Annotated in this window: 18 protein-coding genes; 11 read left to right on the top strand and 7 right to left on the bottom strand. The window is 73.0% G+C overall.

What is annotated here, in order from left to right; translation table 11 throughout:
• Window positions 1-29: 29 nt before the first annotated feature.
• Window positions 30-725: a GntR family transcriptional regulator gene (locus BLW57_RS19095; RefSeq protein ID WP_093476039.1), complete on the bottom strand. Its 696-nt coding sequence runs from the start codon at window positions 723-725 to the stop codon at window positions 30-32.
• Window positions 726-861: 136 nt separating this feature from the next.
• A complete protein-coding gene (locus BLW57_RS19090; RefSeq protein ID WP_093476038.1) occupies window positions 862-2,217 on the bottom strand; it encodes an aspartate aminotransferase family protein in 1,356 nt (451 codons plus the stop codon).
• A gap of 201 nt (window positions 2,218-2,418) precedes the next feature.
• Between BLW57_RS19090 and BLW57_RS19085 the strand changes: the two genes are divergently transcribed.
• Complete coding sequence (locus BLW57_RS19085) at window positions 2,419-4,497, top strand: serine/threonine-protein kinase (RefSeq protein WP_093476036.1); 2,079 nt, start codon at window positions 2,419-2,421, stop codon at window positions 4,495-4,497.
• 24 nt (window positions 4,498-4,521) lie between these two features.
• On the opposite strand, the gene BLW57_RS19080 is transcribed toward BLW57_RS19085, so the two are convergent.
• Window positions 4,522-5,271: an SLATT domain-containing protein gene (locus BLW57_RS19080; RefSeq protein ID WP_093476035.1), complete on the bottom strand. Its 750-nt coding sequence runs from the start codon at window positions 5,269-5,271 to the stop codon at window positions 4,522-4,524.
• Between the two features lie 256 nt (window positions 5,272-5,527).
• On the opposite strand from BLW57_RS19080, the gene BLW57_RS19075 reads away from it, so the two are divergent.
• The 7 genes from BLW57_RS19075 to BLW57_RS19045 all read left to right on the top strand — a co-directional run bounded on the left by BLW57_RS19075 (window position 5,528) and on the right by BLW57_RS19045 (window position 12,043).
• Entirely contained in the window at window positions 5,528-5,872 is a 345-nt protein-coding gene (locus BLW57_RS19075; protein WP_093476033.1) for a YbaB/EbfC family nucleoid-associated protein, read from the top strand.
• Between the two features lie 118 nt (window positions 5,873-5,990).
• On the top strand, window positions 5,991-6,590 hold the full coding sequence (gene recR / locus BLW57_RS19070) for a recombination mediator RecR (protein WP_093476032.1): 600 nt from the start codon (window positions 5,991-5,993) through the stop codon (window positions 6,588-6,590).
• The gene (locus BLW57_RS19065) at window positions 6,583-7,245 is read left to right on the top strand and encodes a DUF5063 domain-containing protein (protein ID WP_093476030.1); all 663 of its coding nucleotides are present in this window, start codon (window positions 6,583-6,585) and stop codon (window positions 7,243-7,245) included. Before recR ends, BLW57_RS19065 begins: the two co-directional genes overlap by 8 nt.
• Window positions 7,246-7,434: 189 nt before the next feature.
• The gene (locus BLW57_RS19060) at window positions 7,435-8,706 is read left to right on the top strand and encodes an aspartate kinase (protein WP_073887725.1); all 1,272 of its coding nucleotides are present in this window, start codon (window positions 7,435-7,437) and stop codon (window positions 8,704-8,706) included.
• Window positions 8,706-9,764: an aspartate-semialdehyde dehydrogenase gene (locus BLW57_RS19055; RefSeq protein WP_093476029.1), complete on the top strand. Its 1,059-nt coding sequence runs from the start codon at window positions 8,706-8,708 to the stop codon at window positions 9,762-9,764. Before BLW57_RS19060 ends, BLW57_RS19055 begins: the two co-directional genes overlap by 1 nt.
• A gap of 382 nt (window positions 9,765-10,146) precedes the next feature.
• Window positions 10,147-10,827 carry a SigE family RNA polymerase sigma factor gene (locus BLW57_RS19050; RefSeq protein WP_093476027.1) on the top strand — a complete coding sequence of 227 codons (681 nt, stop codon included), beginning with the start codon at window positions 10,147-10,149 and terminating at the stop codon, window positions 10,825-10,827.
• A 127-nt stretch (window positions 10,828-10,954) separates the two neighbouring features.
• Entirely contained in the window at window positions 10,955-12,043 is a 1,089-nt protein-coding gene (locus tag BLW57_RS19045) for a hypothetical protein (protein ID WP_093476026.1), read from the top strand.
• Between the two features lie 47 nt (window positions 12,044-12,090).
• Here BLW57_RS19045 and BLW57_RS19040 read toward each other — a convergent pair whose 3' ends face one another.
• Both BLW57_RS19040 and BLW57_RS19035 read right to left on the bottom strand, forming a co-directional pair.
• The gene (locus tag BLW57_RS19040; protein ID WP_176985647.1) at window positions 12,091-12,882 is read right to left on the bottom strand and encodes an SURF1 family protein; all 792 of its coding nucleotides are present in this window, start codon (window positions 12,880-12,882) and stop codon (window positions 12,091-12,093) included.
• Window positions 12,883-12,925: 43 nt separating this feature from the next.
• Window positions 12,926-13,765, bottom strand: coding sequence for a class I SAM-dependent methyltransferase (locus tag BLW57_RS19035; RefSeq protein ID WP_256339525.1), 840 nt, complete (start codon window positions 13,763-13,765; stop codon window positions 12,926-12,928).
• An 83-nt stretch (window positions 13,766-13,848) separates the two neighbouring features.
• Here BLW57_RS19035 and BLW57_RS19030 point away from each other — a divergent pair, with 83 nt between their 5' ends.
• The gene (locus BLW57_RS19030) at window positions 13,849-15,654 is read left to right on the top strand and encodes a S9 family peptidase (protein ID WP_093476023.1); all 1,806 of its coding nucleotides are present in this window, start codon (window positions 13,849-13,851) and stop codon (window positions 15,652-15,654) included.
• A 75-nt stretch (window positions 15,655-15,729) separates the two neighbouring features.
• On the opposite strand, the gene BLW57_RS19025 is transcribed toward BLW57_RS19030, so the two are convergent.
• Entirely contained in the window at window positions 15,730-17,583 is a 1,854-nt protein-coding gene (locus tag BLW57_RS19025; RefSeq protein WP_093476021.1) for an NAD-binding protein, read from the bottom strand.
• Window positions 17,584-17,742: 159 nt separating this feature from the next.
• Here BLW57_RS19025 and BLW57_RS19020 point away from each other — a divergent pair, with 159 nt between their 5' ends.
• Window positions 17,743-18,771: a permease gene (locus BLW57_RS19020; protein ID WP_093476020.1), complete on the top strand. Its 1,029-nt coding sequence runs from the start codon at window positions 17,743-17,745 to the stop codon at window positions 18,769-18,771.
• Window positions 18,768-19,493, top strand: a complete 726-nt coding sequence (locus BLW57_RS19015; protein ID WP_093476018.1) for a TIGR03943 family putative permease subunit — start codon at window positions 18,768-18,770, stop codon at window positions 19,491-19,493. The genes BLW57_RS19020 and BLW57_RS19015 overlap by 4 nt, the downstream gene beginning before the upstream one ends.
• A gap of 63 nt (window positions 19,494-19,556) precedes the next feature.
• On the opposite strand, the gene BLW57_RS19010 is transcribed toward BLW57_RS19015, so the two are convergent.
• Complete coding sequence (locus BLW57_RS19010; RefSeq protein WP_176985646.1) at window positions 19,557-21,623, bottom strand: NAD(+) synthase; 2,067 nt, start codon at window positions 21,621-21,623, stop codon at window positions 19,557-19,559.
• Window positions 21,624-21,692: the final 69 nt, after the last annotated feature.

The raw sequence follows: 21,692 nt of genomic DNA, 5'->3' as shown, positions 1-21,692 counted from the left end.
GGCTCCCCCGTGCGGGCCGTACCGGTCACTTACCCGTTGGCCAGGTGTTCCAGCAGCGCCAGCGAGTGCGCGTTCGCGGCGGCGACGACCGCCCGGGCGGCGTCGGCCTCGCGGCGGGCCAGCGCGTCGACCAGTTCCGTGTGCCCGGACCACAGGCGGCCCCGCAGATCGGGCAGCCGCAGCAGGTGCTGCACGGCGCAGACCCAGGACTGCACGCGCAGCCTGTCCAGGAAGTCGGCCAGATAGGGATTGCCGAAAAGGGTGCTCAACTCGCGCCAGAAGCGCAGGTCGTAGCCGATGAGGATGGTCAGGTCGCCGGCCGCGGCGGCGCGCTGCGCCTCCTCGCCGCGGCGGCGCACGGTGGCCAGCGCGGCGGCCGTGCGCGGATCGTCCGGCGGGGTCCGGAAGGCGGGGTGCCCCGAGACGAGGGCCTGGAACATGCCGTCGGTGACCAGGCTGCGGGCCTCGATCATGTTCCGGTAGTCGGTCAGGGAGTACTCGGGCACGCGGAAACCGCGATGCTGGTCGGCCTCCAGGATGCCCTGCGCGGACAGGTCGACCAGCGCCTCGCGGACGGGGGTGGCCGAGACGCCGTACTGGTCGGCGATCTCCTTGACGGTGAACGCCCGGCCCGGTCGCAGCCGCCCGGCCAGCACCTCGTCACGCAGCGCGTCCGCGATCTGCTGGCGCAGGGTGCTGCGCGTCACGGCGCCGTTGCCGGGCATGGTCCGGGCCTCTCCTCACGCGTGGGTGACGTACTCATCCGGTTCTTACGAGCACGTCACCTTACGCGTTCGGATCGGCCCGGCGGCAGCCCCGGCCCGGTCACGGCCGGCGACTCGTGCGACCGTGTCCCGGTGGTTACACCGTGTACTCGTCGGCCACGGTCAGTGCGGCGTCGAGCGCGGCCAGACCCTCCTTCAGCTCGGCCTCGGAGACGTTGCACGGCGGGACGACGTGCGTGCGGTTCATGTTCACGAAGGGCCACAGACCGTGCTGCTTGGCGGCGGCGGCGAAGGCGGCCATCGGCGCGTTCGCCTCGCCGGCCGCGTTGTACGGCACCAGCGGCTCGCGGGTCTCGCGGTCCTTCACCAGGTCCAGCGCCCAGAACATGCCGACGCCACGCACCTCGCCGACGCTCGGGTGCCGCTCGGCCAGTTCGGCGAGGGCGGGTCCGACGACCGTGTCGCCGAGCCGCTTGGCGTTCTCGACCACACCCTCCTGCGCCATCACCTCGATCGTGGCGACGGCGGCGGCGCAGGCCAGCGGGTGACCGGAGTAGGTGAGACCGCCGGGGTACGGGCGCTTGCCGAAGGTCTCCGCGATCTCCTGCGAGATGGCGACACCGCCGAGGGGCACGTAGCCGGAGTTCACGCCCTTGGCGAAGGTCATCAGGTCGGGCACCACGCCGGACAGGTCGGCCGCGAACCACTCGCCGGTCCGGCCGAACCCGGCCATGACCTCGTCCAGGACGAAGACGATGCCGTGCCGGTCGCACAGCTCGCGCACCCCGGCCAGGTAGCCGGGCGGCGGGACCATGATCCCGGCGGTGCCGGGGATGGTCTCCAGGATGATCGCGGCTATCGTCCCCGGGCCCTCGAAGGCGATCGTCGTCTCCAGGTGCTCCAGCGCCCGCGCGGTCTCCTGCTCCTCGGTCTCGGCGTAGAAGCGCGAGCGGTAGAGGAACGGCGCCCAGAAGTGGACGACACCGGCGCTGCCGCTGTCGGAGGCCCAGCGGCGCGGGTCGCCGGTGAGGTTCACGGCCTGCTGGGTGCCGCCGTGGTACGAGCGGTACGCCGAGAGCACCTTCGGGCGGCCCGTGTGCAGCCGGGCCATGCGCACCGCGTGCTCGACGGCGTCCGCGCCGCCGTTGGTGAAGAAGATCTTGTCCAGGTCGCCGGGGGTCCGCTCGGCGATCAGCCGGGCCGCCTCCGAGCGGGCCTCGACGGCGAAGGCGGGTGCGAAGGTCGTCATCTTCGCGGCCTGCTCCTGGATGGCCGCGACGACCTTGGGGTGCTGGTAGCCGATGTTGGTGTAGACGAGCCCGCTGGTGAAGTCCAGGTACCGCTTGCCGTCGTAGTCCCAGAAGTAGGACCCCTCGGCGCCTGCGACGGCGAGCGGGTCGATGAGGTCCTGGGCGGACCAGGAGTGGAAGACGTGCGCGCGGTCCGCGGCCTTCACTGCGGCGCCGGCGGAGGGGTTGGGCTGAGGGGTCATGCCCGCGAGCGTAAATGTCCGCGATGCGGAAGCGACATCGGCGTCCTGTTCCCTGCGCGGGCGATTTCCGCGACAGGTTGTCGACGCGCGCGCTGTTACGGAACCGTAGACGCAGGCCCGCGCCCCGCCCTGGGCGACCGCACTATCCTCGGTCTGTTGCACACGCAGGGGCCGTGTGCACGGGGGGAAGGCGGGGCAGCCATGGAGAAGCTCGGACCGGGGGATCCGCAGCGCATCGGGGCCTACCGGCTGCTGGCGCGGCTGGGCGCGGGCGGCATGGGGAACGTGTACCTGGCCCGCTCGGACCGGGGACGCACCGTCGCGGTGAAGCTGGTCCGGCAGGAGCTGGCCGAGCAGGAGGAGTTCCGCGCGCGGTTCCGGCAGGAGGTGCAGGCCGCCCGGCGGGTCGGCGGGTACTGGACCGCCCCCGTGCTGGACGCGGACACCGAGGCGGCCGTGCCGTGGGTGGCGACGGGCTACGTCGCCGGGCCCAGCCTGCAGCAGGTGGTGGGGCACGACCACGGGGCGCTGCCCGAGCGGTCGGTACGGATCCTCGCCGCCGGACTCGCGCACGCGCTCAAGGACATCCACGCGGCGGGGATCGTGCACCGCGACCTCAAGCCGTCCAACGTGCTGGTCACCATCGACGGACCGCGCGTGATCGACTTCGGCATCGCGCGGGCGCTGGAGACGACCACGGTCGGCGGGGAAGGACTGACCCGGACCGGCTCCCTGGTCGGGTCGCCCGGGTTCATGGCGCCCGAGCAGGTGCGGGGGGAGCGGATCACCCCGGCGTGCGACGTGTTCTGCCTCGGATCCGTGCTCGCCTACGCGGCGACCGGGACGCTGCCCTTCGGAGCCGCCAACAGCAGTGTGCACGCGCTGATGTTCCGGATCGCCCAGGAGGAGCCGGACCTCGACGGTGTGCCGGAGGGGATCGCCGACCTGGTGCGGGACTGCCTGCGCAAGGACCCCGGGGCCCGGCCCACGCTGGACGCGATCCTGGAGAGGACGGGCGCGGAGGACACGGTCGCCGGCGGTCGGTCCCGTGACCCCTGGCTGCCGGGGTCGCTGGTGGCCCAGCTGGGACGGCACGCGGTGCGGCTGCTGGAGGCCGAGGACCCCGAGGGGGACGGGACCGGGCCGGGCGAGGAGGCCGGTGCCGGCGCCGTCGCGGGCGCGCCGCCGGGTGCGGCCGGGTCCGCGCTCCCGCCCGTACCGGCCGTACCGCCCGTGCGGCCGGGTCCCGGTGAGGGGCAGGCGCCGCCGGCGTCCGCGGGAGCGGGGAGCGGCGCTCCGGGGGCCGCTCCTTCCGGCGCAGCCGGTGCCGGTGGGGCCTCCGGGGCTTCGCCCGCGGCCGCGGGAGGGGGCGAGCACGCCGCCGTCTCCGACGGGGGTGCCGTGCCGCCCGCCCCGCCCGCCGGCGCCGTGAACCACCTTCCGACCGTCGTCGCCCGGCAGACCCCGCCGCCCGTCGCGCCGCCGGCGGCACCCGGGTTCGGGGCGGCGCCCGGGGCCTACGGCTATCCGCAGCAGCACCCGCAGCCCGCCACGCCCTACGGCTACCCGCAGCAGCAGCCCGGTCCCGGGGCCTGGGGCGGCGCGCAGCCGCAGTACAACCCCTACGCCGGCGGGCTCGGTGCCACCCCGCCGTACGGCCCGCCGCCCGTGGGACCGACGCAGGAGCCGGAGCGGCCGGGCCGGCGCTCCACCGCCCTGCTCGTCGTGATCGCCCTGGTCGTGGCGCTCGGCGCGGGCGGCACGGTGTACGCGCTGATGCGCAGCGGCAACGGCACCGACGACAAGGGCGGCGACACGGTCAGCCCCGCGCCGACCGGCAGCTCCGCGCCGGCGACGACCGGCGGGAGCTCCGGGACCCCCGGTCCGACCGGCCCTACGCCCTCCGACTCCGCGTCCGCCGACGGCACGATCCCGGCCGGGTACCTGGGCAGCTGGGAGACCACGATCGACAACGCCAACGGCACCAACACCCGCGAGCTGACCATCCGGCAGGGCGAGGTCGGCGACACCGTGCTGACGCTGGTCGCGGACGGCCCTTCCGAGGGCGGCGGCACCTACCACTGCGTCTTCGAGGCCTCGCTGTCCGAAGCGCCCGGCAGCGGCGGGCCGTTGGAGATCGGGCCGTCCACCGTCACCACCGGCGAACCGGCCTCCTCCTGCTCCCCGGGCGAGGCCACCGAGGTCACCCTGCTGCCGGACGGAAAACTGAAGCGGACGAAGCGGAGCGGCGGGGAGAGCCTGACCTACACCCGGCAGTGAGCGGGAGCGGCCGCGCCCCGGCGGCTAGCGCGGCTCCGGCGGCCGCTGCCGGGGCATGTTCGGGCGGGAGCCGTTCGCCGGGGGCAGCGGGAACCGGCCCCCGGGCACCCCGTGGTCCTGCCGGGGCACGGACGCCACCGCCGTCTGGATGCCCAGCGGCGCCGACCCGGTCCGGAACTCCACCATCCAGTCGGTCGTCTCGGTGCGCACCAGCTCTGTGACGTCCTCCGAGAACCGCCGCAGGACGCCCAGGCACCGCTCGGCCGCCTCGCTCGCCGTGCCCTCCGCCGGGCCCAGCACCTCCCGCACGCTCTCCGAGGCCCAGTCGAACTGCAGCGCCTGGAGCCTGCGCTGCACCGCCTGCGCGGTGGCCACGTCCCGCATCCACCCGGACGTGACGCCGAAGAACCGGTCGATGCCGACACAGGCGACCCCGAGCAGCAGCGCCAGACAGCCCCAGGGGGCCACTCCGCCGGCCACGCCCGTGAGGTTCAGCAGAGGCAGCGCCGCGCCCGCCACCGCGCCCGCCGCGGCACCGGCCCGCAGCACTCGCGCGCCGCGCCGCTTCCACACCCGGTCCCGCAGATACCAGTCCGTCGTCCGCAGTGCCCCGCGCTCCACCCACCGGTACAGCTCGTCCAGCCGTTCGGCGGGCTCCCCCCAGTCCCCGAGCGGGAAGGCCCGCCCGGTCAGGTCGCCCGGCCGCAGCTCGGCCGCGCCCTCGCCCCGCCCGTCCTGAGGCGGTCCCTCGGGCTGCATCTCCGGCTGACCCACCCGGCACTCCCTATTGATCCCGACCAGTCACTTTGCGTGACATTTCATGACGACGCGCGGCACCCTTCCTACCGCCCAATGGGTGGCGAAGAGGGAGCTTTCCCGGCTTTTCCGCTCGGAAGAGGGCCTTGATCAGGTATAGGGCGCCCGACTTTCTCACTCGAAAGAGTGGCGGGGCGATGGTCGCGTGGACCACGTAGGCTCGTGGAAAGCGGAGAAGCAACGGTGAGACAGCGAAGACAGCGAGGAGCCGATCGTGATCCCCGGTGGCGGCCAGCCCAACATGCAGCAATTGCTCCAGCAGGCCCAGAAGATGCAGGAGGACCTGCAGCGGGCGCAGGAGGAACTGGCGAACACGGAGGTCGAGGGTCAGGCGGGCGGCGGCCTGGTGAGGGCCACCGTGACCGGCGCCGGTGAGCTGCGCGCGCTGGCGATCGACCCGAAGGCGGTGGACCCGGAGGACACCGAGACCCTCGCCGACCTGGTCGTGGCGGCCGTCCAGGCGGCCAACGAGAACGCGCAGGCCCTCCAGCAGCAGAAGCTGGGCCCGCTCGCCCAGGGCCTCGGCGGCGGCAGCGGCATCCCCGGCCTGCCCTTCTGAGTCCCGACGCGTCGATCGTTCTGGTGTTCGCCACCGGTGCGACACCCCCACCGCCTTCCAAGGACAGGCGGCAGCCAACTACCGTACGTACCGAAAGGTCTTCAGGAAGGGCAGTCCGTTGTACGAAGGCGTGGTTCAGGACCTCATCGACGAGCTGGGGCGGCTGCCCGGCGTCGGTCCCAAGAGCGCGCAGCGGATCGCCTTCCACATCCTGCAGGCCGAGCCGACGGACGTGAAGCGGCTCGCGCAGGCCCTCCTGGAGGTGAAGGCGAAGGTCCGCTTCTGCGCGACCTGCGGCAACGTGGCACAGGAGGAGCTGTGCAACATCTGCCGTGACGCCCGGCGCGACCACTCGGTCATCTGCGTGGTCGAGGAGCCCAAGGACGTCGTCGCCATCGAGCGCACCCGCGAGTTCCGCGGCCGCTACCACGTCCTCGGGGGCGCGATCAGCCCGATCGAGGGCGTCGGCCCCGACGACCTGCGGATAAGGGAACTCCTCGCGAGGCTGGCCGACGGGACGGTCACGGAGCTGATCCTGGCCACGGACCCCAACCTCGAGGGCGAGGCGACGGCGACGTACCTCGCCCGCATGATCAAGCCCATGGGCCTGAAGGTCACCCGCCTGGCCAGCGGCCTCCCGGTGGGTGGCGACCTGGAATACGCGGACGAGGTCACCCTCGGCCGCGCCTTCGAGGGGAGACGACTCCTAGATGTCTGACGCCACGCTGCACGACACGACGCAGAACCCGGACGACTTCGTGGTCCAGATCGCGGACCAGGTGGAGAGCTTCCTGGTGGCCGTCAGGGAGGTGTCGAAGGGCGACGAGCCCGAATCGGCCGTCCCCTTCCTGCTCCTGGAGGTCTCCCAGCTCCTGCTGGCCGGCGGCCGCCTCGGCGCGCACGAGGACATCGTCCCGGACGAGCGCTACGAGCCCGACATGGGCCCGGAGCCCGACGTCGACGAACTCCGCGAGAACTTCGCGCGCCTGCTGGACCCGATCGACGTCTACTCCGAGGTCTTCGACCCCTACGAGCCCCGCAAGGCGCCGGTGCCGGCCCGGCTCTCCGACGACCTCGCCGACATCATCACCGACCTCCGCCACGGCATGGCCCACTACCGTGCGGGCCGCACCACGGAGGCCCTGTGGTGGTGGCAGTTCTCCTACTTCTCCAACTGGGGTCCCACGGCCTCCGCGATGCTGCGCGCCCTGCAGTCGGTCCTCATCCACGTCCGCCTCAACCAGCCGCTGGAAGAGCTCGACGGCCTCGACACCGACCAGGCGAGCCTCGGCGACGAGACCCTGGAGTTCGAGGCGGGCCGGGTCATGGCGGAGGAGATCGGCGCCCCCCTGGGGATCCGGCCCGGGAAGTAGCGCCCGCACCGGTCACTGTGAGCCGGGGCACGTTCCGCGTGGAGCGGCCCGGGCTGGGCAGGTTCCGCAATCGAGCGGGCGTCGCACAACGCGGCGCTTCACCGATGTCTCACCATGCGGGAGCAGGGTGGTGGAATTCGGACGCTCGATAGACTGAGCCGACACAAACGAACCGAGCGAGGAGCGCACGTGGGCCTTGTCGTGCAGAAGTACGGAGGCTCCTCCGTAGCCGATGCCGAGGGCATCAAGCGCGTCGCCAAGCGGATCGTGGAAGCGAAGAAGAACGGCAACCAGGTTGTCGTCGTCGTTTCCGCGATGGGCGACACGACGGACGAGTTGATCGATCTCGCCGAGCAGGTTTCTCCGATGCCTGCCGGGCGTGAATTCGACATGCTGCTGACCGCCGGAGAGCGTATCTCCATGGCCCTGCTGGCCATGGCGATCAAAAACCTGGGCCACGAGGCCCAGTCCTTCACCGGCAGCCAGGCCGGCGTCATCACCGACTCGGTCCACAACAAGGCCCGGATCATCGACGTCACGCCGGGCCGGATCCGCGAGTCCCTGGACCGGGGCAACATCGCGATCGTCGCCGGGTTCCAGGGCGTCAGCCAGGACAAGAAGGACATCACCACGCTGGGGCGCGGTGGTTCCGACACCACGGCCGTGGCGCTCGCCGCCGCCCTCGACGCCGAGGTCTGCGAGATCTACACCGACGTCGACGGCGTGTTCACCGCCGACCCGCGTGTGGTGAAGAAGGCGAAGAAGATCGACTGGATCTCCTTCGAGGACATGCTGGAGCTCGCGGCCTCCGGCTCCAAGGTGCTGCTCCACCGCTGTGTGGAGTACGCCCGCCGCTACAACATCCCGATCCACGTCCGGTCCAGCTTCAGCGGACTTCAGGGCACGTGGGTCAGCAGTGAGCCGATTGGGGACCAGAAGGTGGAGCAGGCCATCATCTCCGGTGTCGCGCACGACACCTCCGAGGCCAAGATCACGGTCGTCGGCGTGCCGGACAAGCCGGGTGAGGCGGCCGCGATCTTCCGCACCATCGCCGATGCCGAGATCAACATCGACATGGTCGTGCAGAACGTGTCGGCCGCGTCCACCGGTCTGACGGACATCTCCTTCACGCTGCCCAAGACCGAGGGCCGCAAGGCCATCGACGCGCTGGAGAAGAACCGGTCCGGCATCGGCTTCGACTCGCTGCGCTACGACGACCAGATCGGCAAGATCTCGCTGGTCGGCGCCGGTATGAAGACCAACCCGGGCGTCACGGCCGCGTTCTTCGAGGCGCTCAGCGACGCCGGGGTCAACATCGAGCTGATCTCCACCTCCGAGATCCGCATCTCGGTCGTCACGCGTGCCGACGACGTGCCGGAGGCCGTGCGCGCCGTGCACAGCGCCTTCGGTCTCGACTCCGACACCGACGAGGCCGTCGTCTACGGAGGCACGGGCCGCTGATGGCGCCGACCGGGAAGCCGACGCTCGCGGTCGTGGGAGCGACCGGGGCGGTCGGCGCGGTCATGCTCCAGATCCTGTCCCAGCGGGCGGACATCTGGGGCGAGATCCGTCTGATCGCCTCCCCGCGCTCGGCCGGCCGCAAGCTGGCCGTGCGCGGCGAGGAGGTCGAGGTGGTGGCCCTCACGGAGGACGCCTTCGCCGGGGTCGACATCGCCCTGTTCGACGTCCCCGACGAGGTCGCCGCCGAGTGGGCGCCGGTCGCCGCCGCGCGCGGTGCGGTCGTGGTCGACAACTCGGCCGCGTTCCGGATGGACCCCGACGTGCCCCTGGTGGTGCCCGAGGTCAACCCGCACGCGGTGCGGACCCGCCCCCGCGGGATCGTCGCGAACCCCAACTGCACGACCCTGACGATGATCGTCGCCCTGGGCGCGCTGCACGCCGAGTTCGGGCTGCGCGAGCTGGTGGTGTCGTCGTACCAGGCGGTGAGCGGGGCCGGGCGGGCCGGCGTGGAGACGCTCAGGTCCCAGCTGTCCCTGGTGGCCGGCACCGAGCTGGGCACCAAGCCCGGGGACGTGCGGCGGGCCGTCGGGGACGACACCGGGCCGTTCCCGGAGCCGGTCGTGCTGAACGTCGTCCCGTGGGCCGGGTCGCTGAGGGAGGACGGCTGGTCGTCGGAGGAGATGAAGGTGCGGGACGAGACCCGCAAGATCCTCGGGCTGCCGAAGCTGCCGGTCGCGGTGACCTGTGTACGGGTGCCGGTGATCACCACGCACTCCCTGACCGTGCACGCCCGCTTCCAGGGCGAGGTCACGGTCGACGGCGCCCGCGAGATCATCGCCACGGCGCCCGGGGTGGTGCTGTGCGACGACCCCGCCGCCGGCGAGTTCCCCACGCCCGCCGACGTGGTGGGCACCGACCCCACCTGGGTGGGACGGGTGCGGCGGGCGCTCGACGACCCGACCGCGCTCGAACTCTTCGTGTGCGGCGACAACCTGCGCAAGGGCGCCGCCCTGAACACCGCGCAGATCGCGGAGCTGGTGGCGTCGGAGCTCTCCTGAGAACGCCGTGGTGCCCGCAGAACGCGCCCGGGGCCGTAAAGAAGTCGGCTGGGAGCGGGTCCATTTATAGGATCTCCGTAAGAGGTGTGTTGAGGAGTATGGTCCGGACCACTTGAACCGGGCCGTGCGACGACAGAGGATTTCCTCCCCGCCCCACGCAACCGCGTGCAGGGCGGGGAGCGTCTTTCCGGTCACCCTTGCGGGACCTGAGGACGGTGACGATCCAGGCGTGGGGACGCTGCGATCGGGGCGTGGGGACGCCCGTTCAACATGGACACAGCGGGAGAGCGGGACGCATGACGGCACTTGAGGCATCGCCGGTTGTCGCACATGTGACGTCCGGCACGTACAACCCTTGCGGGGGGAAACGTGTCCAACTGGCGTGGCAGAGGTACTCGAACTTCCAGCGGCCCGCGGCACGGCACTGCGGCCGCCCCGTGCGGCGCTCCGGCCCCGTACGCCCGGCGGCATGCCGGTGATCGCGCCCATGCCCGCAGCGCGGCCCGCCCGCATACCCAGTCAGCGTGACGGCGTCGAGGACTCCCCGGCGACCGAGGCGGCCGAGGCCGCCGGCACGACCGTCGACCATCTCACGGAGACGTACCGGGCCCACTACCGCTCGCTGCTGGGCCTCGCCGCGCTCCTCCTCGACGACACCGCCTCCTGCGAGGACGTCGTCCAGGAGGCCTTCATCCGGGTGCACTCGGCGCGCAAGCGCGTCCGTGACCCCGAGAAGACCCTCGCCTACCTGCGGCAGACGGTCGTCAACCTCTCCCGGTCGACGCTGCGCCGCCGCATACTCGGCCTCAAGCTCCTCTCCAAGCCGATGCCCGACATGGCGAGCGCCGAGGAGGGGGCCTACGACCAGCTGGAGCGGCGGGACCTCATCAAGGCGATGAAGGGGCTCCAGCGCCGCCAGCGCGAGGTCCTCGTGCTGCGCTACTTCGCGGACATGACCGAGGCCCAGGTCGCCGAGAGCCTCGGCATCTCGCTGGGGTCGGTGAAGGCGTACGGGTCGCGGGGCATCGCCGCGCTGCGGGTGGCCATGGAGACACCGGCATGAGCGGGGGCGCCCACGGGGCGATGCCGAGGCCCATCACCCGCACGAACGTCATGAGCCCCGCGCCCGGCACGAGCCGGCGGAACAGCATGGGTACGGGCACAAGCAATCGCACGCTGGGAACGGAACTGTGAACCACGGCCCCGACGCGAAGGGCCCCGAGGGGCCCGGACCGGACCTCGACGGGCTCGACCCGGATCTCGACGGGCTCGATCAGGACGAGTTGGCCCTGCGCCGGATGCTGCACTCCGCGGTCGGTGACATCGAGCCGGGCAACGGCACCCTGGAGCATCTGCGCCGGGCGGTGCCGGCGCGGCGTGCCCGCAAGCGGCAGGCCGCCGTCGGCATGGCCGCGGCCGCCCTGTTCTTCGGCACCGCGATCCCCGCGCTCGTGCACGTCTCCCACTCCGGTGGCTCCGACCCCAACACGGCCATGGCCGGGCAGAGCTCCCAGGCCCAGGGCGGCACCGGGCAGGGCAGGACCAAGGGCGGTCACACGCCCGGGAAGCACGACGAGGGCAGCGCCAGCGTCAAGCCCGAGGCGAGCGGCAAGCCCGGCAGGAAGGACGACAAGGGCGGCGCTCCCGGCGGTTCCACCGGCGACGTCAACCCCTCCGCGACCCTCGCCACGGGCACGCCGCTGTGCACGGCGTCCCAGCTGGGCTCCGCCACCGGGACGGCCGACGCGCCGGACTCCGCGGGCATCGTCTACGGCACCTTCCGGGTCACCAACGTCTCCGCCACGGCCTGCACCGTCGGCGGCGCGGGCAGCATCACCCCGTCGGCCCAGAACGCCGCGGACCCGGCCAAGATCAGCGCGGCCCGGCATGTGGCCGGGGACGCGGCGACCAGCCTGCCCGACCCCTCGCTGGAGGTCCCGGCACTGGTGCTCCAGCCGGGTTCGGCGTACGAGGAGAAGTTCGCCTTCGTGCCGTCGGAGACCTGCCCCACCACCGGCGGCAGCACCGGCGGCTCGGACAGCGGCGGCCCCTCGCCCGACCCGACGCCCACCGGCGAGACGAGCGCCTCCGGCGGCACGGACACCGGCAGCACGTCGTCCGGTACGACCACCCAGCTGTTCACCGAGGACGGCGGCACGGCCGACGGCAGCATCCTGCTCACGCACACGGCCCAGGGCGGCTCCCCCGCGGCCTCCACGGTCATCCCCAACGCGTGTGCCGGCACGGTGATCTACACGGGGGTGCTGGCAGGGGCGTAGGGCTCCGCCGGGACGGCGGTGGATCCCCGGCCGCGGGCGGGCACCGCTCAGCCGCCGACGACGGCCGCCCGCTCCGGCTCCTCCGGTACCAGGCCCAGCGCGGCGTCCCGCTGGAACTCGATCTCCCGCCGCAGCAGCCGGAACCACATGAACACCACGAAGCCGGCGAAGACGAACCACTCCCCGGTGTAACCGAGGTTCTGGAACGCCTTCAGGTCCAGCCCGGTCCCGGCGGGCGCGCTCGCGGGCACGGCCTTCATCCCCGAGTCGCCCCGCTCCAGCGTGACCCAGGCGTCGTACAGCCGGTAGGGCACCAGGTTCACCAGTGACGCGGAGCTGATCGCCGCCGTCTGCCCGGCGGGCAGCCCGCCCTCGGCGCTGACCCCGTTGTCCCCCGGGGTCTCGGAGGCCTGCAGCGACCCGGTGACCGTGACCTCGCCCGTGGGCGGGGCGGGGGCCTTCGCCGCGTCCGCCGTGCCGGGCAGCCAGCCCCGCACCACCGGCAGCGCCTTGCCCGAGTCGGTGCGCAGCAGGGTGAGGACGTAGAAGCCGCGCTTGCCGTCCAGCTCCCGTCCGGGCACGAGGAGCTGCTTGCCGTACCGGCCGCTCGCGGTGACCCGCTGCCCCGAGGTGCTCTGGTCGACGGGCAGCAGCCGCGTCAGCGGCCGTGCGGCCGTGTGCCGGCCGGCGGTGGCCTGCTCGGTCGCCGTGCGGTGGTCCTGCACCCGCCCCTCGAACCGGCTCAGCTGCCAGGACCCCATGAACACGCAGAACGGGATGGCGAGCAGCACGAAGACGTTGATGCCCCACCAGCGGGGTGTCAGCAGAAACCGGTACACGCCCTCCACGGTACGGCGCCCGCGCCGGTGCCCCGCCCGCGGGTCAGCCCTTGGTGGCCTTCAGCGAATAGATGAGCGGGACGCGCGGGTGGTCCGCCGGGAAGCGGTGGTAGCCGTCGCGGATCTCGAAGTTCTCGAAGCGCGGGAAGAGCGAGACGTCGTGCTCGTGGAGGAACTCGATGCGCAGGCCGGTCGCGGCGAGCGCGGAGACGACGTCGCCGAGGGTGTGCTGCCACTCGACGCTGCGGTTGTGGACGGTGACGGCGTCCGGGTCGGCGTAGGTGCCGGGCAGGTCGTACACCTGGGCGTCCCGGGAGAAGTAGTCGCGCACGATCCGGGTGCCGGTCGTGTCGTCCAGCATCTCGGTGACCGGGTGGAACTCGGCGAGGTAGAGGAAGCCGCCGGGTGCCACGAGCGCGGCCGCGGTCTCGGCCCAGCGCCTCAGGTCGGGCAGCCAGCACAGCGCGCCGAGCCCCGTGTAGACGATGTCGTACGACGGCTCGGGGACCGCGGCGGCGGCCTCGTACACGTCGCCGGTGACGAAGGCGGCGCGCTCCGGGCCGTGGCCGAGGCCGGCGGCGAGGGCGCGGGCCGCCTCGACGGCCGGGACGGAGAAGTCGAGGCCGACGACGCGGGCGGCGCCGCGGTGCGCCCAGGAGAGGGTGTCGGTGCCGATGTGGCACTGCAGGTGCAGGAGGGTCTTTCCGGTGACGTCCCCGACCTCGGCGGTCTCGAAGTCCCGCAGCACGTCCGGGCGGGCCCGGAAGCCGGCGAGGTCGTAGTACTTCCCGGCGACGTGGACGGGCACCCGCTCGTCCCACATGGCCCGGTTGTCCTCGCGCCAGCCCTCGGGGAGGGACGCGGAGGCGGTCTGTGCGCTCATGGTCGGAAAGTTATCCACAGGCTGCGCACACCCACCACCCAATTGTCGGCGCAACCAGGCACTATGGGCGCATGACTGGGGCCATGAGTGAGAGCAGGACGCCGGACGCACCGGGCATGCCGGACTGGGAGAGGCGCTTCCGCGCGCCGCGGGTCTCGCTGCCCGACTGGGCGGAGGACGCGCCCGACCGCTCCCTGTTCGTGTCGAACGCGACGGGGACGTACGAGCTGTACGCCTGGGACCGCGCCACGGGCGAGCAACGGCAGGCGACGGACCGGCCGAACGGCACGACGGACGGCGTGCTCTCCCCGGACGGCGCCTGGATCTGGTGGTTCGACGACAAGGACGGCGACGAGTTCGGTGTCTGGCGCCGCCAGCCCTTCGCCGGCGGCCCGGACGAGCCCGGCGTCCCCGGCCTCGACGCCTCCTACCCGGCCGGTCTGGCCCTGGCCCGCGACGGCCGCACGGCGGTCGTCGGCCGCTCCACGGACGAGGAGGGGACGACCGTCCACCTCGCCCGGGAGGGCGAGGACACGGTCGAGATCTACCGGCACCGGGAGTCCGCGGGCGTCGGCGACCTCTCCCACGACGGCTCCCTGATCGCCATCGAGCACACCGAGCACGGCGACGCCATGCACGCGGCGCTGCGCGTACTGCGCCCGGACGGCTCGGCGGTCGCCGAGCTCGACGACACCGAGGGCGGCACCGAGGAGCTGGGCCTGGAGGTGCTGGGCTTCGCCCCCGTGGACGGCGACACCCGGCTGCTCATCGGCCATCAGCGCCGGGGCCGCTGGGAGCCGCTGGTGTGGGACGTGGCGACCGGTCTGGAGACGGACCTCGCTCTGGACCTGCCCGGTGACGTGAGCGCCGAATGGTTCCCGGACGGCTCCGCCCTTCTCATCGCGCACAGCTTCGAGGCGCGCAGCGAGCTGTTCCGGTACGACCTCGCGGCCGGAGAGCTCACCCGTGTCCCCACCCCGCCCGGCACGGTCTCCGGTGCGACGGCCCGCCCCGACGGCAGCGTGGAGTACCTGTGGTCGTCGGCAGCCGAGCCGCCGGCGGTGCGCTCGACGACCGGCCGTGTCGTGCTGGACCCGCCCGGCATGACCTGCCCGCCGTCGGTGCCGGTGGAGGACGCGTGGGTGGAGGGTCCGGGCGGCCGTATCCACGCCCTGGTGCAGAAGCCGGCCGGTGCCACCGGCCCGCTGCCCACGGTGTTCGACCTGCACGGCGGCCCCACCTGGCACGACAGCGACTCCTTCGCCGCGGGCCCGGCCGCCTGGGTCGACCAGGGCTACGCGGTGGTCCGCATCAACTACCGCGGTTCCACGGGCTACGGCCGCGCCTGGACGGACGCCCTCAAGCACCGGGTGGGCCTGATCGAGCTGGAGGACGTGGCCGCGGTGCGCGAGTGGGCGGTCTCCTCCGGACTCGCCGATCCCGAGCGCCTCGTCCTCACCGGCGCCTCCTGGGGCGGCTACCTCACCCTGCTCGGCCTCGGCACCCAGCCGGAGGCGTGGTCGGTGGGCATCGCGGTCGTTCCGGTCGCGGACTACGTCACGGCGTACCACGACGAGATGGAGTCCCTGAAGGCCATGGACCGCACCCTGCTGGGCGGTACTCCGGAGGAGGTCCCCGGGCGGTTCGCGGCCTCGTCCCCGCTGACCTACGTCGACCAGGTCAAGGCTCCGGTCTACATCTCGGCCGGGGTCAACGACCCCCGCTGCCCGATCCGCCAGATCGACAACTACGTCAAGCGCCTGGAGTCGCGCGGCGCCCCGCACGAGGTGTACCGCTACGACGCGGGGCACGGCTCGCTGGTGGTGGAGGAACGGATCAAGCAGGTGAGACTGGAGATGGAGTACGCGGCGAGACACCTGCCGGCGTAGAGCGCCTTTCCGGCCGTCGGCCGCGGGGCTGCGGGGCGGGCGGGGGCCGGTGGTCCGGGGGCGCCCCCCGGACGGTCACCGCAGTTCCGCCAGCCCGCGGCGCGTGGCGGCGACGACCACCCGGTCGCCCTTCACCAGCACGTGATCGGGCGCCGTGTCGGTGCGGCCCGACAGGGCGAGCACCCGCCAGGACCCGGCGTGGAAGGCGTCCCGCACGGTACGCCCCTCCAGCCGTGGGTGCCCGTCCACGTCGACGGCGGCGAACAGCAGCACCCGCCGCTCGACGGGGATCGCCCCCAGCACCTGCCGCCCGAGCATCGCACCGGCGAACGCGGGCGCGGCGAGATGGGTGACGCTCCGGCTCCGGGTCAGCGCCTGCGGATAGGCGGCGCGCAGGGTCCGGTACACGGCGGTGGCGAAGTCGTCGTCGTACAGCCGCAGCACCACCCGCAGGTCGGGCCGGACGGTCCGGGCGGCGAGGACGGCCTCCAGGTTGGTGGTGTCGGCGCTGGTCACCGCGAGCAGGGCGTGCGCCCGGTGGATCTTCGCGGCCTCCAGGACCCCCTCCTGGGTGACGTCCCCGAGGACCACCGGCACCCGCAGCCGGCGGGCGGTGGCGAGGCCGCGCGCGTCTGGGTCGGCCTCCACGCAGACCACGGGGACGCCGAGTTCGCGCAGCCGGGTCAGCACCCGGGTGCCGATCTTCCCCAGCCCGAGCAGCACCACGTGCCCGCCCAGGCCGCGGGGAGGGCGACGCAGCGCGGAGGCGGTGCGGAAGGTGCCCAGCGCCTCCAGGACGGCCGCCAGCAGCACCGGCAGCATCAGCAAACCGACCAGTCCGGAGAGGAGTTGGAGGATCTGCCGACCGAGGGACTGCCCGATGGCCGGGTCGTCGATCGCGAACATGTCGAGCAGCGTCAGGTAGAACGCCCGCAGCGGGTGGATCCCCGTCACCAGGGAGAGGCCGACGGCGAGCGCCACCACGCACGCCACCATCCCGGCCAGTGACCAGCGCAGCCGGCGGGAGAACAACGAGGCGAGCGGGAGTACGCCGCCCGCACCGCGGCCGGGTGCGGCCGCCTCCTGTCCACCCGCGGAGGACAGTTGCTCCAGCACCACGGCGGCCCGCCCGGCGGCCCGCCGTACCTCCTCGTCGTCGGGCAGCAGCCTCGGCTCCTGTTCGCCGTTCCCCCGGGGGCCGCTGCCCGCGGAGCCGTCCGCGGCCGGGTCCGTGCCGGGCGTGGAGAGCAGCGCGAGGGTGCACAGCCCGGCACCGGCGACCGTCGCGCCGTCGGGCGGCGGCCGTTCCACGGCCCGCAGCAGCAGCCCCTCGGTCTGCACGACCTTGCTGGTGCCGACGAGGGCGGTGGCGGCCAGCGCGGGCGCGGCGGTGTCGGCGTCGGACAGCACGGTCGTGGCGGCGTCCGCGCTCGCCTCCGGGTCGCCGTCGCAGGCCAACGTGGCGGCCTGGTCGAGGAGTTCCTCGATGTGCTGGCCGAGCCGCCGGTTGTACAGCCGCAGGACCAGCCGGAGCCGGGGATTGAGCCGGCGGGCGGTCAGCGCCGCCCGGATGTTGGTCTCGTCGTCGTCGTACACGAGGGCCAGGGCGGCCGCGCGTTCCACTCCGGCCTCGGCGAGCACCGCCTCGTCGGCCTCGAACGCCTCCAGGACCCGGTCGCCGTCCGGGCGCCCGCCCGAAGGGCCGCCCGCGGCCGCGGTGTTCCCGATGCCGCCGCGGCCGACGGAGCCGACCGCCGCGCTGACCATCCGGTCGAGCAGCGTCGCGGAAGCGGCCCGGGCCCGGCCGACGACGGGGGGTCTGACCGTCCGCTCGTTCGGTGGGACCACGAGGGTGACCTGCTCGCCGTAGACTCCGCGCAACTCGGCCGCCAGCCGGTGCGCGAGCCCGTCGTCGCCGCACACCACCATGTGCGCCGGCGGGGCCCCCGGCCCCCCTTGATACGGAACGCTCGCCACAACGGAAAAGAGTGCCCCAAGGAGAAGCGTGGTTCCAGCAACGGTCTGAACACCCGTGGCGGAGCCCGCGTACCGAGGGGGAGGGAGAGCACCAGCCGGAGGTTTTTGCCCATGGCCATCACCGAAGACGCCCCGCCCGGCGCCGACACACGGCACCCGGCGCACCCTTCCGGCGACCGGCCGGCCGAGGGGCGGCGGCTCAACTCGCCGTTGGTGCTGACCCTGACGCTGGTCCTCGCGGTGCTCGCGCAGTCCCCGATCCGCGGCTTCCTCGGCACTCCGCTGATGCAGAGCTGGATGACGGTGTTCGTGGCGGTCACCGTCCAGGCGCTGCCCTTCCTGGTCCTCGGCGTCCTGCTCTCGGCGGCGATCGCGGTGTTCGTCCCCCCGTCCTTCTTCGCGCGTGCCCTCCCGCGCCGGCCCGCCCTGGCGGTCCCGGTGGCCGGGGTCGCCGGGGCGGTGCTGCCGGGCTGCGAGTGCGCGTCCGTGCCGGTGGCGGGCGCCCTGGTGCGCCGGGGCGTGACCCCCGCCGCCGCCCTCGCCTTCCTGCTCTCGGCGCCCGCGATCAACCCGATCGTGCTGACCGCCACGGCCGTCGCCTTCCCCCGGAACCCGGAGATGGTGCTCGCACGGTTCCTGGCGAGCCTGCTGGTGGCGTGCGCGATGGGCTGGTTGTGGCAACGGCTGGGCCGCACGGACTGGCTGCGTACGCCGGCCCACGGCGCGCACGAGGGCGCGACCAGGGGGGAGACGTTCTGGAACTCGGTCCGGCACGACATCATGCACGCCGGCGGATTCCTGGTGCTGGGCGCGATGGCCGCCGCCACGCTGAAGGCGGTGGTCCCGGCGACCTGGCTGCGGACGGCGGCCGGCGATCCACTGGTCTCCGTACTGGCCCTGGCCGTCCTGGCCGTACTGCTCTCCATCTGCTCGGAGGCGGACGCGTTCGTCGCCGCCTCCCTCACCCAGTTCTCCCCGACGGCCAAGCTGGTGTTCCTGGTGGTGGGCCCGATGATCGACCTGAAGCTGTTCGCGATGCAGGCCGGCACCTTCGGCCGGGGTTTCGCGCTGCGCTTCGCCCCCGCCACGTTCGCGCTGGCCGTCGTGGGTGCCGTGGTGACCGGGGCGGTGCTGCTGTGAACCGTCAGTCCCAGGCGGCCGTACTGTTCCTGCTCGGCGCCGCGCTGCTGCACGCCGGCACCACCGACCTGTACCTGCGCTACGTGAAGGCCGGTCTGCGCCCGATGCTGCTGGCCTCGGGCGCCGTCCTGATCGCGGCGGCGCTGGCGACGGCCCTGTACGAGCGCAGACGCGGCAGGCCGGCCGGTGCGCGGCCGTCCGCCGCGCACGCCCACCCCGAACCGCGTGTCTCCTGGCTGCTGTTGCTGCCCCTGCTCGCGCTGATCCTGGTCGCCCCGCCGGCCCTCGGCTCCTACAGCGCCCTGCGCTCCGGTACGGCGCTGCAGAAGCCGTACGCCTACGGCCGGCTGCCCGCCGCCGACCCGGCCCCGCTCTCCGTGGTCGACTACGCCTCCCGGGCGGCCTACGACCACGGCCGTTCCCTGCACGGCCGTCCGGTCCGGGTCACCGGCTTCCTCGCCCTGGACCACTCGGGCGCGCCCTATCTGGTCCGCATGGCCCTGAACTGCTGTGCGGCGGACGCCCAGCCGGTGAAGATCGCCCTGACCGGCGCCCTGCCACCGGTGCTCCGCCCGGACGCCTGGCTGGAGGTCACGGGCACCTACACCCCCCGGCTGGCCCGGGACCCCGTCAACAACGGTCCCGTCCCGTATCTGAAGGTCACGTCGGCGAAACCGGTCCCGGTGCCGCCCGACCCGTACGACGAGACCTGGAACAACTGAGCCCGCGACGGCCGCGCTTCGGGTGGCCGGGCCCGCCCGGAGTGCGCGGGCCCGGCCACCCGGCTAGCGTCCCGCTGCCGCGCTCTCGAAGTCGAAGCGTTCGAGTTCGCGCAGCCAGGCCCGGGCGTTGCCGTCGGACGGGGCCCGCCAGTCGCCGCGCGGCGAGAGGGAACCGCCCGCCGAGACCTTCGGCCCGTTCGGCATGGCCGAGCGCTTGAACTGGGCGAACGCGAAGAAGCGGCGGCAGAAGACCTCCAGCCAGTGCCGGATGTCCGCCAGGTCGTACGCGACGCGCTTGGCCTCGGGGAAGCCGGGCGGCCAGGCGCCGCTCGCCGGGTCGTGCCAGGCGTGCCAGGCCAGGAAGGCGATCTTCGAGGGCCGGAAGCCGTAGCGGAGCACCTGGAAGAGGGTGAAGTCGTGCAGCGCGTAGGGGCCGATCTTCGACTCGGTGGACTGCATCTCCTCGCCGGGCACCAGCTCGGGGCTGATCTCCGTGTCCAGGATCGCGGCGAGGACCGCGCCGGTCTCCTCGTCGAACTGGCCGCTGCTGATGACCCAGCGGATCAGGTGCTGGATGAGCGTCTTCGGCACACCGGAGTTGACGTTGTAGTGGCTCATCTGGTCGCCGACGCCGTACGTCGACCAGCCGAGCGCCAGCTCCGACAGGTCGCCGGTGCCGAGCACGATGCCGCCGCGCTGGTTGGCCAGCCGGAACAGGTAGTCGGTGCGCAGGCCGGCCTGCACGTTCTCGAACGTGACGTCGTACACCGGCTCGCCGGAGGCGAACGGGTGGCCCATCTCCTCCAGCATCAGCCGTGCGGTCGGCGTGATGTCCAGTTCGGCCGCGGTGACACCGAGCGCCCGCATCAGCCGGTGCGCGTTGTCCTTGGTGTGGTCGCTGGTGGCGAAGCCGGGCAGGGTGAAGGCGAGGATGTCGCTGCGGGGGCGGCCCGCGCGGTCCATCGCCCGGGCGGCGACGATCAGCGCGTGCGTGGAGTCGAGGCCGCCGGACACCCCGATGACCACCTTCGGGCCGCCGATCGCGGCCAGCCGCTGCTGGAGCCCGGCGACCTGGATGTTGTACGCCTCGTAGCAGTCCAGGGCGAGCCGGTCGGGGTCGGCGGGCACGAACGGGAACCGCTCGACGCGGCGGCGCAGGCCCAGATCGGTGGAGGGCGGGGCGAGTTCGAACGACACCCGGCGGAAGTCCCCGGTCCGCGCGCCGTGGGTACGGCGGTTGTCGTCGAAGGTGCCCATCCGCATCCGCTCCTGCCGCAGCAGGTCGAGGTCCACGTCGGCCACCGCGTACTGGTCGCCGACCGCGAAGCGGTCCGACTCGGCCAGCAGCATCCCGTTCTCGTAGATCAGGGTCTGCCCGTCCCACGACAGGTCGGTGGTCGACTCGCCCAGCCCGGCCGCCGCGTACACGTAGGCGGCCAGGCAGCGCGAGGACGCCGAACGGCACAGCAGCTTGCGGTCCTCGGCCCGGCCGACGGTGATCGGGCTGCCGGAGAGGTTGGCGAGGACGGTCGCCCCCGCCAGGGCGGCCTCGGCGCTCGGCGGCACCGGGACCCACATGTCCTCGCAGACCTCGGCGTGCAGCACCAGACCGGGGACGTCCGCGGCCTCGAAGAGCAGGTCCACGCCGAACGGGACGGCCTCGCCGGCGATCCGGATCGTCCCGCCGCGCTCGTCGTCGCCCCCGGCGATCTGCCGACGCTCGTAGAACTCGCGATAGTTGGGCGGGTAGGACTTCGGTACGACGCCGAGGACCCGGCCGCGGTGCACGACGAGCGCGCAGTTGTAGATCCGGTTGCGGTGACGCAGCGGGGCGCCGACGACCAGGACCGGCAGCAGCTCCGCCGACCCCTCGACCACGGCTTGGACCGCCTGCTCGACCTCGTCCAGCAGCGCGTCCTGGAGCAGCAGGTCCTCGATGGAGTAGCCGCACAGCCCCAGCTCGGGGAAGACGGCGACCGCGACGCCGTCCTGCGCGCACTCGCGCGCCTGGCGCAGGACCGCCTCGGCGTTGGCGTGCGGGTCGGCGATGACGGTGTGGCCCGTGCACGCGGCGACGCGCGCGAAGCCGTGCTGATAGATCGACCAGAAGTTCAACGGGACTTCGCTCATGACTCCACCATGACTCAGCGACTCCACAAACCGCGCAGGCGAATCGAATCACCTACAGGTGAAAGCCTA

It is taken from the genome of Streptomyces sp. 1222.5, from assembly GCF_900105245.1.
In the GTDB taxonomy this organism is placed as follows: domain Bacteria; phylum Actinomycetota; class Actinomycetes; order Streptomycetales; family Streptomycetaceae; genus Streptomyces; species Streptomyces albidocamelliae.
The sequence above is the reverse complement of the archived record's forward strand: the minus strand, read 5'-3'. Positions and strand labels throughout refer to the sequence as shown.

Coding starts and splice junctions, on each gene's coding strand:
- BLW57_RS19095 (WP_093476039.1), bottom strand. CDS start 725: ATGCCCGGCAACGGCGCCGTGACGCGCAGCACCCTGCGCCAGCAGATC.
- BLW57_RS19090 (WP_093476038.1), bottom strand. CDS start 2,217: ATGACCCCTCAGCCCAACCCCTCCGCCGGCGCCGCAGTGAAGGCCGCG.
- BLW57_RS19085 (WP_093476036.1), top strand. CDS start 2,419: ATGGAGAAGCTCGGACCGGGGGATCCGCAGCGCATCGGGGCCTACCGG.
- BLW57_RS19065 (WP_093476030.1), top strand. CDS start 6,583: ATGTCTGACGCCACGCTGCACGACACGACGCAGAACCCGGACGACTTC.
- BLW57_RS19055 (WP_093476029.1), top strand. CDS start 8,706: ATGGCGCCGACCGGGAAGCCGACGCTCGCGGTCGTGGGAGCGACCGGG.
- BLW57_RS19035 (WP_256339525.1), bottom strand. CDS start 13,765: ATGAGCGCACAGACCGCCTCCGCGTCCCTCCCCGAGGGCTGGCGCGAG.
- BLW57_RS19030 (WP_093476023.1), top strand. CDS start 13,849: ATGAGTGAGAGCAGGACGCCGGACGCACCGGGCATGCCGGACTGGGAG.
- BLW57_RS19025 (WP_093476021.1), bottom strand. CDS start 17,583: ATGGTGGTGTGCGGCGACGACGGGCTCGCGCACCGGCTGGCGGCCGAG.
- BLW57_RS19020 (WP_093476020.1), top strand. CDS start 17,743: ATGGCCATCACCGAAGACGCCCCGCCCGGCGCCGACACACGGCACCCG.
- BLW57_RS19010 (WP_176985646.1), bottom strand. CDS start 21,623: ATGAGCGAAGTCCCGTTGAACTTCTGGTCGATCTATCAGCACGGCTTC.